The sequence below is a fragment of the Streptomyces sp. BYX5S genome, from assembly GCF_054724165.1.
In genome coordinates, this window is the sequence record NZ_CM138829.1 from 1,876,634 (window position 1) to 1,891,703 (window position 15,070).

Here is a 15,070-nt window from a genome sequence, read left to right on the forward strand (position 1 = left end):
GCAGTCGGCGGGCGTTTCTGCGGAGCGTGGGGCTCACCGGGGGCGCGGGGGCCATGTTCGCGACGATGGGGGCGCTGGGGCTCGCGCCGACCGCGCAGGCCGCGCAGCGTGAACTGCCGTACCGGGCGCCCCGGTCGGGGGACTTCACGCTCAGCGGGCGGGGCGCCGCGAAGGTCGTGATCGTCGGCGGGGGCATCGCCGGGCTCGCCACCGCGTACGAGCTGGGGAAGGCCGGCTACGACTGTACGGTCCTGGAGGCCAGGGACCGGGCCGGCGGACGGAACTTCACGGTGCGGGGCGGGGATTCGACCGTCGACACCTACGGGAACCGGCAGACCGCGCGGTTCAGCGACGGGCAGTACATGAATGCCGGTCCCGCGAGACTTCCGCAGTGGATGGTGACCCTCGACTACTGCCGTGAACTCGGCGTGCCCGTCGAGGTGTTCACCAACACCAACGCCGACGCGTACATCTTCAACGAGAGCGCCGGGATGACCGCGCCCGTGCGGCACCGGACCGCCAAGGCCGATGTCTACGGGTACGTGTCCGAGCTGCTGGCGAAGGCCACCGACAAGGGCGCCCTCGACAAGGAGCTGACCGCCGCCGACCAGGAGCGGCTCGTCGAATTCCTCAAGGACTTCGGGGAGTTGGGGGACAAGCTCACCTATACGGGCGGGGACCGGCGTGGGTACTCCACCGTGCCCGCCGCGACCGGGACGCCCGGGGTGGTGCTCGGCGACGTGCCCTCCGCGTCCGAGGTGTTCGCCAGCGGGGTCGGCCGGTACTTCTCCTTCGAGTTCGGCTTCGACCAGGCCATGCTGATGTTCCAGCCGGTGGGCGGCATGGACCGGATACCGCAGGCGCTGGTCCGTGCGATCGGCGCTCACCGGATCCGTACCGGCGCCGTCGTCGGGAGGATCACGGACAAGGGCGACGGGGTCTCCGTCACGTACACGCAGGGCGGGCGGACGCGGGTCGTCGAGGCGGACTTCTGCGTCGGGGCGCTGCCGCCCAACATCCTCGCCAAGGTCCCGCACAACCTCGGCTCCGGCGTGCAGAGCGCCCTGGAGGCCATCACGCCGCAGTCCGCCGGGAAGATCGGCCTGGAGTACCGCAGCCGCTGGTGGGAGACCGACCACCGGATCTACGGCGGCATCACCGAGACCGACATGGACCTCAGCCACATCTGGCACCCCAGTTACGGGTTCCACGGCGAGCGCGGCCTCATGATCGGCTACTACAACTACGGCGGCGACGCCGACGCGTACGCGAAGCTCACGCCCGCGAAGCGGGAGGCGAGGGCCGTGGCGCAGGGCGTGAAGATCTACGGCGAGAAGTACCGCAGCGAGCTCGCCGCCTCCTTCTCCCACCACTGGCGGCAGACGCCGCACCTGGAAGCCGCCTGGCACGACACCCCCGGCGGACCCGACGACCCCCGCTACAAGCCGCTCAACGAGCCGACCGGCCGCGTCTACTTCGCCGGGGACTGGCTCAGCTACACCGACGCCTGGCAGCACGGGGCGTTCACCTCCGCGCGGCGGGCCGTGGGCAGGCTGCACGCGCGTGTGATGGCCAATTGACGTGTGCTGACGTGCTCCTTGTCTCCCTGAGAGGCGGCTGAGAATCGGTGCGGGCGGGAATGCCCGCACCGGCTCCGCGCGTTCTTGCCTGTGGAACACGAGGAGGAGCGGTCACTGTGCTTGATCCCCAGGATTTGTACTCATGGGAGCCGAAGGGGCTCGCCGCCGTCGACATGGCGCTGGCCCAGGAGTCGGCCGGGCTCGACATGCTCTACCACTTCGACGGATACATCGACGCGGGCGAGACCGGCGACCAGATCGTCGACCGGCTCCTCGACTCGCTGCCGCACCAGGTGGTCGCCCGGTTCGACCACGACCGGCTCGTGGACTACCGGGCGCGCCGCCCGCTGCTCACGTTCCGGCGCGACCGGTGGACCGAGTACGAGGAGCCGGTCCTGGAGGTGCGGCTCGTGCAGGACGCCACGGGCGCCCCGTTCCTGCTGCTCGCCGGGCCCGAGCCCGACGTCGAGTGGGAGCGGTTCGCGGCCGCCGTGCGGCAGATCGCGGAGCGCCTCGGAGTGCGCCTCGCCGTGAACTTCCACGGGATCCCCATGGGCGTCCCGCACACCCGCCCCGTCGGCCTCACCCCGCACGGCAACCGCACCGACCTCGTGCCGGGACACTCCAGCCCGTTCGACGAGGCGCAGGTGCCGGGCAGCGCCGCGGCCCTCGTCGAGTACCGGCTGATGGAGGCCGGGCACGACGTGCTCGGTGTCGCCGCGCACGTCCCGCACTACATCGCGCGCTCGGCCTACCCGGACGCCGCGCTGACCGTCCTGGAGGCGATCACGGGGGCGACGGGCCTGGTGCTGCCGGGCATCGCGCACGGGCTGCGCACGGACGCGCACCGGACGCAGACCGAGATCGACCGGCAGGTCCAGGAGGGCGACGAGGAGCTCGTCTCGCTGGTCCAGGGCCTTGAGCACCAGTACGACGCGGCCGCCGGAGCGGACCAGCGGGGCAACATGCTGGCGGAGCCGGTGGACATCCCGTCGGCCGACGAGATCGGCCGCGAGTTCGAGAAGTTCCTGGCGGAACGCGAGGGCGATGCCTGATCGCAGCGCCTAAGCTTCCGCTCATGTTGAAGGTGGGGCTGACCGGCGGCATCGGCGCCGGCAAGAGTGAGGTGTCGCGGCTGCTCGTGGAGCGGGGAGCCGTGCTGATCGACGCCGACAGGATCGCGCGGGAGGTCGTCGAGCCCGGGACCGAGGGGCTCGCGGCCGTCGTGGGGGCGTTCGGCGACGAGGTGCTCGCCCCGGACGGGAGCCTCGACCGGCCGAAGCTCGGCTCGGTCGTCTTCGCCGACGCCGACAAGCTGGCCGTGCTCAACAAGATCGTGCACCCGCTGGTCGGCACCCGCTCCGCCGAGCTGGAGGCCGCCGCGGGCCCCGACTCCGTCGTCGTCCACGACGTGCCCCTGCTCACCGAGAACGGGCTGGCGCCGCTGTACGACCTGGTGGTCGTCGTCGACGTCCGGCCCGACACCCAGCTCGACCGTCTCACCCGGCTGCGCGGCATGACCGAGGAGGACGCGCGGGCCCGGATGGCCGCGCAGGCGACCCGCGAGAAGCGGCTGGAGATCGCGGACATCGTGATCGACAACGACGTGCCGCTGGAGCGGCTGCGGGAGCGGGTCGACGAGGTGTGGGCGGAGCTGGCGCGCCGGGCGCGTGCCGCGACCGCGTGATCGTCCTCGCCGCGTGCACCGCGCTCGGCGGGCTCGTGGCACTGGTCGCCGGCGCGTACGGCCTCCGGCGGACCCGGCGCGTCCGGGGTGCGGGGAACGTCGCGCGGGCCCTGGTCAAGCCGCCGCAGCCGGGCGGCGAGCGGCCCCTGCTCCAGTTCGAGACGGACGACGGGCGGGTCGTCGAGGTGGTCTCGCCGGTGCCGCCCAGCAAGCGGCGGCCCCTGCCCGCGGGCGGCACGGTCAGCGTCGCGTACGACGCCGACGATCCGCGCGAGACCGTGCTGCTCGGCGCCGAACGGCCCGGGGTGGACCGGGCCTTCATGATCGCGGGGGCCTGTCTGGTGCTCGCGGGCATGGTGCTCGCGGTGTCGCTGAGCCGCGCGCGCTGAGCGCGCCGCGTGTTCCCCCGGCGGGCGGCGGGCAGGAATAGGCCCGACGGTCCACGGCGTTGACGTGGCCGACACCCGAAGGAGGTTCGTCGTGCCCGAAGCCACCCCGGAGACGCACGTCATCGACTTTCGCGCCGCCGAGCAGCTGCTCGCCGCGCGCGATCCGCGCGGTGCGGTGAAGCTCCTGGACGAGGTCCTCGCCGCGTATCCCGAGAACACCGCGGCCCGGCTGCTGAGAGCGCGCGCCTTCTTCGCCGCGGCGCAACTGCGCGCCGCCGAGCTGGAGTTCACGATCGTCCTGGAGCGCGAGCCGGACAACGCGTTCGCGCACTTCGCGCTCGCGAGGACGTACGAGCGGTGGGCGCGGCCGACGCAGGCGCGCAAGCACTTCCGGCTCGCCGCCGCGCTCGACCCGCAGCCGGAGTACCTGGCGGCGGCCCGCTTCGACGACTGACGACAGGCCCTAGCCCCGGCGGTACGGAGGTACGTCGCGGCCCGGCTGGTAGTGCGGGCCCTGGCGGATGTGCCGCAGGATCAGGACCAGGTCGACCGTCGTGACCAGCCACAGGACTCCGCAGGCCAGCGCCCACCACGGGCGGTGCGCCAGCAGGAACGCGACGGTGCCGAACACCGTCCAGACCAGCCCGAACAGCGCGAGCCCGAGCCGCAGGCGCAGCGGGCTGCGGGCGGTGACCGGCTCGTCACCGGTGCGGACGAGACGCGTGTGGTGGGCGTGCGTACGGTGCACGGTCGTCCTCCCCTCGGTGCGTGGACGGACGGACAGGAGGCGCCCTTCCAGGGTGCCACGGCCCTCCGGGGCCCGGGGAACGGCGCGGACGGGCGGTTCGTTGGGCGTGCATGGGCCTTGAGATGCGTACGGGATACGAGGGCACGGGACCGGGAGCGATCACGCCCGACGGGTGCGCGGTGGAGCTCTACGCGCGGCTCGCGCCCGAGGGCGAACCGGAGGTCGTCGCGGGCGCCGTGCCCGCCGGAGCGAGGCTGCTGGAGCTGGGCTGCGGGGTCGGGCGGGTGACGCATCCGCTGGTCGAGCGCGGGTTCACGGTGACGGCGGTCGACGAGTCGGACCGGATGCTGGAGCGGGTGCACGGGGCGCGCACCGTGTGCGCCGCCATCGAGGAGCTCGACCTCGGCGAGACGTTCGACGCGGTGCTGCTCGGGTCGATCCTCGTGCACACCGGTGACGCGGCGGTGCGCGAGGGCATGCTCGCCACATGCCGGCGCCATGTCGCCGACGACGGCTGCGTGCTGATCCAGCGGGAGTGGCAGGGGGCGCACGAGAACCTGCCGCGCGAGGTGACGAAGCCCGGAGGGCTCACCATCCGCAAGCTGTACTCGGAGCCCGTCGGGGACGACGGGGTGCGCTCGGTGAAGGTCGAGTACGAGTTCCCCGACGCGGTGTGGACGCAGACGTACCGGGCCCGTCCGCTCACCCACGAGGAGTTCGAACAGGCCCTGGCGCGGGCCGGGTTGCGGATCGACCGGCTGCTGACGGACGACGGCACCTGGGTGCGCGCGGTCCCCGTGTGAGGGTGTCCGGCGCCCGATGAGTTCGCGCGCCGCGCCCGGTCTACCTCCGTGACAGCGCACCGCAGCAGGCGGTCCGCCCCCGCACCGTCACCGAGGAGACCGTCATGTCGAACGCCGCAGCCGTCGCCCCCGTCCACTCCCGCGCCGTCCGGATCACGCTGGGCACGACCGCCGTCCTCCTCGCCCTGTTCTACGGCGCCGCGAGCGGTCTGCCGAAACTGATCGCCCACCCCACGGCCGTCGAGGCCTTCGAGGGCATCGGCTGGGGGCGGCCCGGGATGTACGCCATCGGTCTGGTCGAACTCGCGGGCGCCATCGGCCTGTTGGTGCCGGTGCTCCGCGGGCTCGCGGCGATCGGCCTGAGCGCGCTGATGGTCGGCGCGTTCTTCGTGCAGGTCGTCGCCTTCGACGGGGAGAACGCCGCGACGCCGGTGGTCCTGCTCGTGCCGCTCGTCGTGCTGGCGTGGACGCAGCGGGGGCGGAACGGGGAGGTGCTGGCGCTCGTGCGGCGCTGACGTCCGCCGCTCGTCGAGCCGAGGCCCCGGTGCGGGCCTCGGCTCACTCGTGCTCGGGGCCCGACGGTCCGGATGTTCCCGGTCCCTGGCCGAAGATGCCCCGCAGCCGTTCCAGTTCCCTGCGGTCCCGTTTCGTCGGGCGGCCGGTGCCGCGGTCGCGGACGCCGACCGGGGCGATCACGGCGCGCGGGGGCGGCGGCGGGGAGTTGTCGATGTAGGCCTCGGCGGCGACCGGGGCGCCGACCCGCTTGCGGATCAGGCGCACCACCTTGACCAGGCGCTCGCGGTCGCCGGGGCGGCGCACCCGCACCTCGTCCCCGACGCGCAGCGCGTACGCCGGTTTGACGCTCGTCCCGTTGACCTTGACGTGGCCGCCCTTGCAGGCCGCGGCGCCCGCCGAGCGGGTCTTGACCAGGCGTACCGCCCAGATCCAGCTGTCGACCCGCACGCTCGCGCCGCCGCCCGCGTCCTGCGGCGCCGGCGGTGTCCCCGGTGTCTGCGATGCCATACGTCGACCTTAGCCCCGTGGCCCGCCCGCCCCGAACCCGTCGCGCCACTCCGTGCCGTCGCCTTCGGCGAGCCCCGGCGGGCCGCCCCCGCCCAGACCGGATAATCCGGGCGAAAGGTGCGTAATCGACAGTGAGGGGTGCATGCGACATGGGCGGGACGGACGGCAGGGACGGCGCGGACGCCACGGGCGGAGCGGGGCCCGGCGGTGAGCTGCACGCTGAGGTCGACCGGCTGATGGACGGGCTGCGGGCCGACCTGGAACGGCTCGCGGCCATTCCGTCGGTCGCCTTCCCCGGCTATCCGGAAGAGCCGGTGCGCGCCGCCCACGACCTGCTCGTGGGGCTGCTGCGGGACGTGGGCGTCGAGCACGTCGAGACGCTCGAACTGCCCGACACCGCCCCCGTGATCTTCGGGCACGTCCCGCCGCCCACCCCCGACTCGCCGACCGTGCTGCTCTACTCGCACTACGACGTGCAGCCGCCCGGCGACGAGAGCCTGTGGCAGTCGCCGCCGTTCGAGCCGACCGCCGTCGAGGGCGGGCTGCGGGCGCGCGGCATCGCGGACGACAAGTCGAACGTCATCGCCCACCTGGGGATGCTGCGGGTCTTCGGCGGCCGCCCGCCCGTCGGCGTCACGATCGTCTTCGAGGGCCAGGAGGAGTACGGCAGCCCCTTCGACGGCTACCCGCCGACCGATCCCCAGCGGTTCGCCTGCGACGCCATGGTCATCGCCGACCTCGGCAACATCCGCCCCGGCACCCCCACCCTCACCACCGGCCTGCGCGGCGCCGCCGAGGTCACCGTCGAGGTCCGTACGCTCCAGGAGGCGCGCCACAGCGGCGAGTTCGGCGGCGCCGCCCCCGACGCCCTGCTCACCCTCCTGACGGCCCTCGGCACCCTCCACGACGTGCACGGCGATGTCGCGGTCGAAGGGCTGCGCCGCGAGGAGTGGACCGGCGCCGGCTACACCGACGAGGAGTTCCGCGAGCTCGCCGGTGTCGAGGAGGGCCTGCCGCTGCTCGGCAGCGGCACCCTCGGCGAGCGCCTGTGGAGCGGCCCCGCCATCACCGTCATCGGCCTCGACGCCCCGAGCGTCGCGAACGCCGCGTCGGCCGTCGTCCCGTACGCGCGCGCCAAGCTCAACCTCCGCTTCCACCCCCGGCAGGACCCGGTCGAGGCCCAGGAACTCCTCGTGCGGCACCTTCGCTCGCTGCGCCCCTTCGGCATCGGACTCACCGTCACCCCCGGCGACACCGGCCCCGGCTACGAGGCCGCCACCGGCGGCCCCGCCTACCGCGCCGCCCGCGCCGCGCTCAAGGAGGCGTGGGGCACCGACGCCGCATACGTCGCGACCGGCGGCTCCATCCCGCTGGTCAACGGTCTCGCGCAGGCCGCGCCCGGCGCCGAGGTGCTGCTCTTCGGCGCGCAGGACAACCTCTGCAATCTGCACGCCCCCAACGAACGCGTCCTGTTCTCCGAACTGCACGCCACCGTCGTCGCCATGTGCGCGTTCGTACGGGAGTACGCGGCCGACTTCCGGAGCGGCTCATGAGCACCGCCGACACCACCGAGGCGCCCGAACAGCCGCCCGCGAAGAAGAAGTTCACCTTCCCCAGCGCCCTCACCGTCCTCGCCGTCGTCACCCTCGCGATCTGGCTGCTCGCCTTCCTGATCCCGTCGGGGGAGTACGACCGCAACGGCGACGGCGCGCCCGTCGAGGGCACGTACCAGCGCGTCGACTCCGGCCAGTCCTTCGTCGACCGCCTCAACGACCTGTTCCTCTCCCCGGTCAACGGCCTCTACGGCATCCAGGACCCGAAGACCGCGCTCGTCTCGCCCGACAACTCCGGTGATCTGTACGGCAGTGCGGGCGTCTTCCTCTTCGTGCTCGCCATCGGCGCGTTCATCACCGTCGTCTTCGCGACCGGCGCCCTCGACCGGGGCATCGGCCGCCTCGCCCACCGGCTGCGCGAGCGCGGGGCGCTGCTGATCGCGGGCGTCATGGTCGTCTTCTCCGTCCTCGGAACGGTCGAGGGCTTCGCCGAGGAGACGCTCGGGTTCTACGGCCTGATCGTGCCGCTGATGCTGGCGCTCGGCTACGACCGGATGACCGCGGTCGGCGCGATCATCCTCGGCGCCGGGGTCGGCGTGCTGTGCTCCACCGTCAACCCGTTCGCGACCGGCGTCGCCTCCTCGGCCGCCGACATCTCGCTCGGCGACGGCATCGCGCTGCGGTTCGCCATGTGGATCGTGCTCACCGGGGTCACCGTCGCCTACGTCATCCGCTACGCGAAGCGCGTGCGGCGCGACCCCGGCCGCTCGCTCTCCGGGTTCCTGCCGGGGGACCGGGACCTCGACGAGGCGTCCGCCGAGGCGGCGGAGGTGCCCGAACTGACCGGCCTGCACAAGGGCGTCCTGGTCGCCACGGCGCTGGTCTTCGCCTTCATGATCTTCTCGGTGGTGCCGTGGGCGAGCGCCCTGACCGGTGACGCCGACGCCACCCCGTACGGCTGGGAGCTCGACTGGTCGTTCCCGCAGCTGGCGGCGTTGTTCCTGGTCGCTGCCGTGCTCGTGGGGATCGTCGCGCGGATGGGCGAGCAGGGGCTCAGCTCGACGATCATCCAGGGCGCCGCCGACTTCGTCTCGCCCGCGCTCGTGATCCTGCTGGCCCGCGGCGTCACCGTGATCATGAACAACTCGAAGATCACGGACACGGTGCTGCACGCCATCGAGGGAGTGGTGAAGGGCACCTCGTCGGGCATCTTCGCGATCATCGTCTTCCTCGTGAACCTGCCGCTCGCCTTCCTCATCCCGTCCACCTCCGGGCACGCCACCCTCGCCATGCCGATCCTCGCGCCGCTCGCCGACTTCGCGGGCGTCTCCCGCGCGGTCGTCGTCACGGCGTGGCAGGCGGCCAGCGGCTGGATGAACCTGTGGGTGCCGACGACCGCCGTCACCATCGGCGGCGTGGCCCTCGCGAAGGTCGGCTACGACAAGTACCTGCGGTTCGTGTGGCCGCTGCTGGTCATCCTGTTCGTGTTGATCTGCGTGTTCGTCGCGCTGGGGGCGGCGTTCACGTAGCAACTACCGTGGCCGGATGGACGGTCTCGGTGAACTCGACGAGCGGATCAGCGACTGCCGGGCCTGCCCGCGGCTCGTCGAGTGGCGTGAGGAGGTGGCGCGCACCAAGCGCGCCGCCTTCGCCGACTGGACGTACTGGGGGCGCCCGGTGCCCGGCTTCGGGCCGCACGACGCGTCGCTCCTGATCGTCGGCCTCGCCCCCGCCGCGCACGGCGCCAACCGCACCGGCCGCATGTTCACCGGCGACCGCTCCGGCGACGTCCTCTACCGCGCCCTGTACGACATCGGGCTCGCCTCCCGGCCGGACGCCGTCAGCGCCGACGACGGGCTGACCCTGCGCGGTGTCCGCATCACCTCACCCGTGCACTGCGCACCGCCCGCCAACAAGCCGACGCCCGGCGAGCGCGACACCTGCCGCCCCTGGCTCGTCCAGGAGCTGAACCTGCTGCGGCCCACCCTGCGCGCGGTCGTCGTGCTCGGCGCGTTCGGCTGGCAGGCGGCGCTGCCCGCGTTCGCGGAGGCCGGGTGGGCGGTGCCGCGCCCGCGCCCCGCCTTCGGCCACGGCGCCCGCGTCGACCTCGACGGACTGGCGCTCTTCGGCTGCTTCCACGTCAGCCAGCGCAACACGTTCACCGGCAGGCTCACCCCGGAGATGCTGCGCGGCGTGCTGCGCGACGCGGCGGACGCGGCCGGAATGCACCCGTTCGGCCCAGCTCAGGGAGACCGGGACGCCCCTGCTTCCTAGCGTGGCCTTGTGGCAGCACAGACAGCGCAGGAGACGACGCCCAAGCCGCCCGCGGCGGCCTACCGCAACCTGATCGTGGCGACCGTGGGCTTCGCGCTCACGTTCTGGGCGTGGAACCTCATCGCCCCGCTCGGCAGCGCTTTCGGCGAGTCCCTGGGGCTCAGCTCCTTCGAGCAGTCCTTCCTCGTCGCCGTGCCGGTGATCGTCGGCTCGCTGGGCCGCATCCCGGTCGGCGCCCTGACCGACAAGTTCGGCGCCAAGCTGATGTTCCCGCTGGTGACGGCGGCGACGATCATCCCGGTGCTGCTGGTGACGGTGGCCAGGGACTCGTACCTCGCCATGATCCTCGTCGGCTTCCTGCTCGGGCTCGGCGGCACCACCTTCGCCATCGGCGTTCCGCTGGTGAACTCCTGGTTCCCGCCCGCCAAGCGCGGCGCGGCGGTCGGCATCTTCGGCATGGGCATGGGCGGTGTGGCGCTGTCCGGCTACTTCACGCCGCGCATCGCCAAGCACGGCGAGAACCTGCCGTTCTACATCGTCGCCATCGCGCTCGCCGCGTACGTGGTGGTCGCCTGGTTCCTCATCAGCGACCACCCCGGCCGCACCATCCCGACGACCTCGCTCGGCGAACGCCTCGGCCAGGCCGGGAAGCTGCGTGTGACATGGGAGCTGTCCGCGCTCTACGCCATCGGCTTCGGCGGCATCGTCGCGTACGGCACCTATCTGCCGACGTACCTGAAGACCTGGTACGACCTCGACCCCATCGACGCGGGCACGAAGGCCGCCGGGTTCGCGCTCGTCACCGTCGTCTTCCGGCCGCTCGGCGGCTGGCTCTCCGACCGGATCCACCCGGCGGTCGTCACCTCGTGGGCGCTGGGCGTCGTCGCGCTCTTCGCCATCGTGCAGGCATTCAACCCGAACCTGGCCCCCGGCGGCACGGTCGACATGCTCGTCATGGGCGCCGGCCTCGGCACCGCCAGCGGCAGCGTCTTCGCGCTCGTCGCACAAGTCACCCCACCGTCCCAGGTCGGCTCGGTCACCGGCATCGTGGGAGCCATCGGCGGCCTCGGCGGCTTCGTCCCGCCCCTGGTCATGGGCGCGATCTACAGCTCGCAGAACTCGTACTCCATCGGCTTCATGCTGCTGTCCGACCTCGCGCTCGCGGGCTGTGTGTACGCGTACGGACGGATGCGCGGCATCAAGGCGCAAGAACTCTGAGGCGACGACCGGCGGGCCGGCCATAGGCTCGCCGGATGCCTCTTCACCCGCCTCTCGAACCGTACGACCACGGCCTGCTCGACGTCGGCGACGGCAACCGGATCCACTGGGAGACCTGCGGCAACCCGCACGGCAAGCCCGCTCTCGTGCTGCACGGCGGACCCGGTTCCGGGGCCTCCCCGTTCACCCGGCGCCTCTTCGACCCGGAGCGCTACCGGATCGTGCTGCTCGACCAGCGCGGCGCGGGCCGCTCCACGCCCCCGGCGAGCGCGTACGACACCGACATGAGCGTCAACACGCTCCCGAAGCTGCTCGGCGACCTGGAACTCCTGCGCGCCCACCTCGGCATCGAGCGCTGGCTCGTGTGGGGCGTCTCCTTCGGCTGCGCCCTGGCGCTGCGGTACGCGCAGACGCACCGCGACGCCGTCTCCGAACTCGTCCTGACCGGGCTCGCGACGGGCAGCCAGGAGGAGGTCGACCTGATGACGCGGGGGCTCGGGAAGGTGTTCCCGGAGGCGTTCGCGGCGTTCCGCGACGGGGTGCCGGCAGGAGAGCGGGACGGCGATCTCGCGGCCGCGTACCACCGGCTCCTGGAGTCGCCCGACCCCGGCGTGCGCGAGCGGGCGGCGCTGGCCTGGACCGACTGGGAGACCGCGGTGGCCTCGCAGCCGCCGCGCTCCGAGCCCCGCTACCAGGACCCCGGCTTCCGCTACGGCTTCGCGCGGACCGTCACGCACTACTGGTCGCAGGGCCACTTCCTCGACGCACCCGACACGGTGCTGCGCGACCTGCCACTGCTCAAGGGGCTGCCCGCGGTGCTCGTGCAGGGCAGGGTGGACCTCGGCAACCTCCTCGGCATCCCGTGGCGCCTCACCCGGGACTGGCCCGAAGCCGAACTGGTGCTCGTGGACGACGCCGGGCACAACGCGGGCGCGCCCGGCATCACCGACGAACTCGTCGCCGCCCTCGACCGGTTTGCCGGTCCGGACAGGATCAGCGGCCGCGGCGCCGCCTGACGCGCTCGCCCTGCGGCTCGATGAACTGCAACTCCAGGGCGGCCGGGGCGGGCGCCAATCCGGGCCCGCCCGCCTCGGCCCACGCCAGGACCTCGTCGGTGGCGTCGTCGCCCATCGTCCAGCCGATCCACACGGCCCTGCCGCCCCGGGCGCGGCCCTGCGCGGACGGCTGGAGGACGACGACGTTCGCCTGGTCGCACGGCCCGAGACAGTCCACGACCCGCACGGCGAGCCGCCCCTGCGAGGCGCGCGCCGCCGCCTGCCACCGCTCCAGCTGCCAGTCGTGGTCGTAGCCGGGGTACTTGCGGGCGTCGCCGCAGCAGCAGCCCCGGCACACCACGAGGGTGCAGGGGCGGGTGCGGGCGGCGCCGATGAGGGTGGGGGTGGGCACGGGTGGGGACACTCCTGGTGCTGCGGGGTCGGCTCGTCTGGTGGGTGCGGTCGGTTCGTGCGGAGTCACGCCGTCGGCTCGTCGCCGAAGAGGTGGCTGACGGTGAAGTGGTAGTTGGTGCGGACGTGGGTGAGGGCCACGGCCCGCGCCCGCCCGGCGTCGCCGCCGGCCATCGCCTCGTACAACTCCTTGTGCTCCGTGAGCTGTTGGGCCCATTCCTCGGCGCGCCGGGTGAGCCAGCGCAGCCGGCCGCTGACGGGCTGCATCACGGAGACGATGAGGTCGTTGCGCGCCATCGCCAACACCCGGTCGTGAAAACGGGAGTTGACGTCCGTGTTGGTCTCGGCGTCGCCCTCCCGCGTGGCGCGCGCGGCCCGCTCCAGCAGGCCCGCCAGCTCGGCCAGGTCGTCCGCGGTGGCGCGCTCGGCCGCGAGTCCGGCGGCGTAGACCTCCAAGGCCTCGCGCAGCTCGTACAGTTCGTCGACGTCGGTGCGGGTGAGGGTGCGCACGACGGCCCTGCGGGGTGTCTCGTACGCCACGAAGCCCTCGGCGAGCAGCGCCCGGATCGCCTCGCGGACGGGCACCCGGGACACCCCGAACCGGTCGGCGAGCTCCCGCTCCACGAGCCGGTCGCCCGGCCGCCGGCGCCCGCCGATGATGTCCTCGCGCAGCGCCGCGAGCACACGCTCGCGCACCGCGCCCAGGGGCTCCGGGGGCTCCACCGATCCTGCCGTCGTCATGGGTCCATCTTCGTCGATGTGCCCGAGGGGCAGGGGGAGCGGGGGTGGCTTCGGCGGCTTTACCCAGATGTAACCGCGCGGACATGGCCGGGTGCGGTCGGCGGCGGGACGATCGCGCGGTATTGGTATACCAAATCTTCTCGCCGGAGGACCGCCATGTCCGTGGCCGAGCCAGTGCACTCCCAGCCCGCCACCCCCGTGCCGCCCGACCCGCGCCTGACCAACGAGGATCTGGCACCGGCCCGCGAGCGCAAGTGGAAGGTCTACGACCTCTTCGCGCTGTGGATGTCCGACGTCCACAACCTCGGCAACTACACGTTCGCCGCCGGCCTGTTGGTGCTCGGCCTGAACGCCTGGCAGGTCTTCACGGCCCTGCTCATCGGCTTCGTCCTGATCTACATCGGCTGCAACGCGATGGGTCGCATCGGTCAGCGCCACGGCGTCCCGTTCCCGGTGGTGAGCCGGATCAGCTTCGGCGTCTGGGGAGCCAACATCCCCGCCCTCGTCCGGGCCGTGATCGCCATCATGTGGTACGGCATCCAGACGTATCTGGCGTCGGTGGCGGTCAACGTGATGGTGCTCGCGGCGTTCCCGGAGACGAAGTCGTGGACGGAGCACTCCTTCCTCGGCCTGCACGCGCTCGGCTGGGCGTCCTTCCTGCTCCTGTGGCTGGTCCAGTCCCTGATCATCACGCGCGGCATGGAATCGGTCCGCAAGTTCCAGGACTTCTGCGGCCCGGCGATCTGGGTCGTGATGATCGCCCTGGCGGTCTGGATCTGGGCGAAGGCCGGCTGGACGATCTCGCTGACCTCCACGCCCCACCCGGTGTCCACGGGTGAGCAGTTCCGCCAGTGGTTCGGCGCGATCGGCCTGATCCTGGCGACCTACGGCACGCTGATGCTCAACTTCTGCGACTTCTCCCGCTTCGCGCCGGACTACCGCACCGTGCGCCGCGGCAACTTCTGGGGTCTGCCGGTCAACTCCACGGCGTTCGTGGTGCTTTCGGTCGTCGTGACGGCGGGCAGCGTCGAGGTCTTCGGCGAGGCGATCACCGACCCGGCGATGCTGGTGGCGCGGATCGGCAACACGTGGGTGCTCGTCTTCGGCGCCCTGACCTTCGCGATCGCCACGATGGGCGTGAACATCGTCGCCAACTTCGTCTCCCCGGCCTACGACCTGGCCAACGTCTGGCCGCAGAGGATCACGTTCAAGGTCGGCGGGGCGATCTCGACGGTGCTGGCGCTGGTGGTCACGCCGTGGAACCTCTACTCGAACCCGAACGTCGTCAACTACTTCCTCGGCGGCCTCGGCGCCTTCCTCGGCCCACTGTTCGGCATCATGATGCTCGACTACTTCTGGGTGAAGCGCGGCCGCATCGACGACGCCGCCCTCTTCGACGCCCGCCCCGGCTCCCGCTACTACTACCGCGGCGGCGTGAACCCCAAGGCCCTCGCCGCCTTCCTCCCGTCGGCGACCCTGGCCGTGATCCTCGCCCTCGTCCCGTACTTCGACGCGGTCGCGGCGTACTCGTGGTTCATCGGGACGGCGGTGGCGGCGGCGCTGTACGGGGTGGTGTGCCGGAAGGAGCGGGCGGAAGCGGTTCCGGCCCCGGGCGCCTGACGCGGCGGTGGTCGCTCGACTACCGTTC

Annotated in this window: 17 protein-coding genes; 13 read left to right on the top strand and 4 right to left on the bottom strand. The window is 72.5% G+C overall.

Features of this window, described 5'->3' with window-relative positions; genetic code table 11:
* The first annotated feature begins 53 nt into the window (after positions 1-53).
* From ACYBSK_RS08405 to ACYBSK_RS08425, 5 genes are all read left to right on the top strand, one after another.
* On the top strand, positions 54-1,580 hold the full coding sequence (locus ACYBSK_RS08405; RefSeq protein WP_460246981.1) for a flavin monoamine oxidase family protein: 1,527 nt from the start codon (positions 54-56) through the stop codon (positions 1,578-1,580).
* 116 nt (positions 1,581-1,696) lie between these two features.
* Positions 1,697-2,635: a PAC2 family protein gene (locus ACYBSK_RS08410; RefSeq protein ID WP_457476247.1), complete on the top strand. Its 939-nt coding sequence runs from the start codon at positions 1,697-1,699 to the stop codon at positions 2,633-2,635.
* Positions 2,636-2,658: 23 nt separating this feature from the next.
* Positions 2,659-3,267: a dephospho-CoA kinase gene (gene coaE, locus ACYBSK_RS08415; RefSeq protein WP_460245661.1), complete on the top strand. Its 609-nt coding sequence runs from the start codon at positions 2,659-2,661 to the stop codon at positions 3,265-3,267.
* Positions 3,264-3,656 carry a hypothetical protein gene (locus ACYBSK_RS08420; protein WP_457476249.1) on the top strand — a complete coding sequence of 131 codons (393 nt, stop codon included), beginning with the start codon at positions 3,264-3,266 and terminating at the stop codon, positions 3,654-3,656. The genes coaE and ACYBSK_RS08420 overlap by 4 nt, the downstream gene beginning before the upstream one ends.
* A 91-nt stretch (positions 3,657-3,747) precedes the next feature.
* Positions 3,748-4,110 (top strand): tetratricopeptide repeat protein, encoded by a 363-nt coding sequence (locus tag ACYBSK_RS08425; protein WP_457476250.1) that lies wholly within the window; start codon positions 3,748-3,750, stop codon positions 4,108-4,110.
* Between the two features lie 9 nt (positions 4,111-4,119).
* On the opposite strand, the gene ACYBSK_RS08430 is transcribed toward ACYBSK_RS08425, so the two are convergent.
* A complete protein-coding gene (locus ACYBSK_RS08430; RefSeq protein WP_457476251.1) occupies positions 4,120-4,404 on the bottom strand; it encodes a DUF6343 family protein in 285 nt (94 codons plus the stop codon).
* 122 nt (positions 4,405-4,526) lie between these two features.
* On the opposite strand from ACYBSK_RS08430, the gene ACYBSK_RS08435 reads away from it, so the two are divergent.
* Together ACYBSK_RS08435 and ACYBSK_RS08440 are read left to right on the top strand one after the other, a co-directional pair.
* A complete protein-coding gene (locus ACYBSK_RS08435; protein ID WP_460245662.1) occupies positions 4,527-5,207 on the top strand; it encodes a class I SAM-dependent methyltransferase in 681 nt (226 codons plus the stop codon).
* 104 nt (positions 5,208-5,311) lie between these two features.
* Positions 5,312-5,722 carry a DoxX family protein gene (locus ACYBSK_RS08440; protein ID WP_460245663.1) on the top strand — a complete coding sequence of 137 codons (411 nt, stop codon included), beginning with the start codon at positions 5,312-5,314 and terminating at the stop codon, positions 5,720-5,722.
* Between the two features lie 43 nt (positions 5,723-5,765).
* Here the strand turns inward: ACYBSK_RS08440 and ACYBSK_RS08445 are convergent, their stop codons facing one another.
* Positions 5,766-6,230, bottom strand: coding sequence for an RNA-binding S4 domain-containing protein (locus ACYBSK_RS08445; RefSeq protein ID WP_457476254.1), 465 nt, complete (start codon positions 6,228-6,230; stop codon positions 5,766-5,768).
* Positions 6,231-6,379: 149 nt separating this feature from the next.
* Between ACYBSK_RS08445 and ACYBSK_RS08450 the strand changes: the two genes are divergently transcribed.
* Genes ACYBSK_RS08450 through pip form a run of 5 tightly spaced genes read left to right on the top strand, consistent with a single transcriptional unit; the run spans position 6,380 to position 12,291 of the window.
* On the top strand, positions 6,380-7,783 hold the full coding sequence (locus ACYBSK_RS08450) for a M20/M25/M40 family metallo-hydrolase (RefSeq protein WP_460245664.1): 1,404 nt from the start codon (positions 6,380-6,382) through the stop codon (positions 7,781-7,783).
* Positions 7,780-9,312, top strand: a complete 1,533-nt coding sequence (locus ACYBSK_RS08455) for a YfcC family protein (protein WP_460245665.1) — start codon at positions 7,780-7,782, stop codon at positions 9,310-9,312. The genes ACYBSK_RS08450 and ACYBSK_RS08455 overlap by 4 nt, the downstream gene beginning before the upstream one ends.
* A gap of 16 nt (positions 9,313-9,328) precedes the next feature.
* Positions 9,329-10,057, top strand: a complete 729-nt coding sequence (locus ACYBSK_RS08460) for a uracil-DNA glycosylase (protein WP_460245666.1) — start codon at positions 9,329-9,331, stop codon at positions 10,055-10,057.
* Between the two features lie 9 nt (positions 10,058-10,066).
* Positions 10,067-11,275, top strand: coding sequence for a nitrate/nitrite transporter (locus tag ACYBSK_RS08465; protein WP_460245667.1), 1,209 nt, complete (start codon positions 10,067-10,069; stop codon positions 11,273-11,275).
* 35 nt (positions 11,276-11,310) lie between these two features.
* The gene (gene pip, locus ACYBSK_RS08470; protein ID WP_460245668.1) at positions 11,311-12,291 is read left to right on the top strand and encodes a prolyl aminopeptidase; all 981 of its coding nucleotides are present in this window, start codon (positions 11,311-11,313) and stop codon (positions 12,289-12,291) included.
* On the opposite strand, the gene ACYBSK_RS08475 is transcribed toward pip, so the two are convergent.
* Positions 12,269-12,682 (bottom strand): (2Fe-2S) ferredoxin domain-containing protein, encoded by a 414-nt coding sequence (locus ACYBSK_RS08475; protein ID WP_457476260.1) that lies wholly within the window; start codon positions 12,680-12,682, stop codon positions 12,269-12,271. The two genes, pip and ACYBSK_RS08475, sit on opposite strands and share 23 nt — an antisense overlap.
* 65 nt (positions 12,683-12,747) lie before the next feature.
* On the bottom strand, positions 12,748-13,422 hold the full coding sequence (locus ACYBSK_RS08480; RefSeq protein WP_460245669.1) for a GntR family transcriptional regulator: 675 nt from the start codon (positions 13,420-13,422) through the stop codon (positions 12,748-12,750).
* Between the two features lie 156 nt (positions 13,423-13,578).
* On the opposite strand from ACYBSK_RS08480, the gene ACYBSK_RS08485 reads away from it, so the two are divergent.
* Positions 13,579-15,042: an NCS1 family nucleobase:cation symporter-1 gene (locus ACYBSK_RS08485; protein WP_460245670.1), complete on the top strand. Its 1,464-nt coding sequence runs from the start codon at positions 13,579-13,581 to the stop codon at positions 15,040-15,042.
* The last annotated feature ends 28 nt before the right edge of the window (positions 15,043-15,070 follow it).

Excerpts from the sequence above, each read along its gene's own strand:
- ACYBSK_RS08405 (WP_460246981.1), top strand. The coding sequence starts at position 54 with ATGTTCGCGACGATGGGGGCGCTGGGGCTCGCGCCGACCGCGCAGGCC.
- coaE (WP_460245661.1), top strand. The coding sequence starts at position 2,659 with ATGTTGAAGGTGGGGCTGACCGGCGGCATCGGCGCCGGCAAGAGTGAG.
- ACYBSK_RS08435 (WP_460245662.1), top strand. The coding sequence starts at position 4,527 with ATGCGTACGGGATACGAGGGCACGGGACCGGGAGCGATCACGCCCGAC.
- ACYBSK_RS08440 (WP_460245663.1), top strand. The coding sequence starts at position 5,312 with ATGTCGAACGCCGCAGCCGTCGCCCCCGTCCACTCCCGCGCCGTCCGG.
- ACYBSK_RS08445 (WP_457476254.1), bottom strand. The coding sequence starts at position 6,230 with ATGGCATCGCAGACACCGGGGACACCGCCGGCGCCGCAGGACGCGGGC.
- ACYBSK_RS08450 (WP_460245664.1), top strand. The coding sequence starts at position 6,380 with ATGGGCGGGACGGACGGCAGGGACGGCGCGGACGCCACGGGCGGAGCG.
- ACYBSK_RS08455 (WP_460245665.1), top strand. The coding sequence starts at position 7,780 with ATGAGCACCGCCGACACCACCGAGGCGCCCGAACAGCCGCCCGCGAAG.
- ACYBSK_RS08460 (WP_460245666.1), top strand. The coding sequence starts at position 9,329 with ATGGACGGTCTCGGTGAACTCGACGAGCGGATCAGCGACTGCCGGGCC.
- pip (WP_460245668.1), top strand. The coding sequence starts at position 11,311 with ATGCCTCTTCACCCGCCTCTCGAACCGTACGACCACGGCCTGCTCGAC.
- ACYBSK_RS08480 (WP_460245669.1), bottom strand. The coding sequence starts at position 13,422 with ATGACGACGGCAGGATCGGTGGAGCCCCCGGAGCCCCTGGGCGCGGTG.
- ACYBSK_RS08485 (WP_460245670.1), top strand. The coding sequence starts at position 13,579 with ATGTCCGTGGCCGAGCCAGTGCACTCCCAGCCCGCCACCCCCGTGCCG.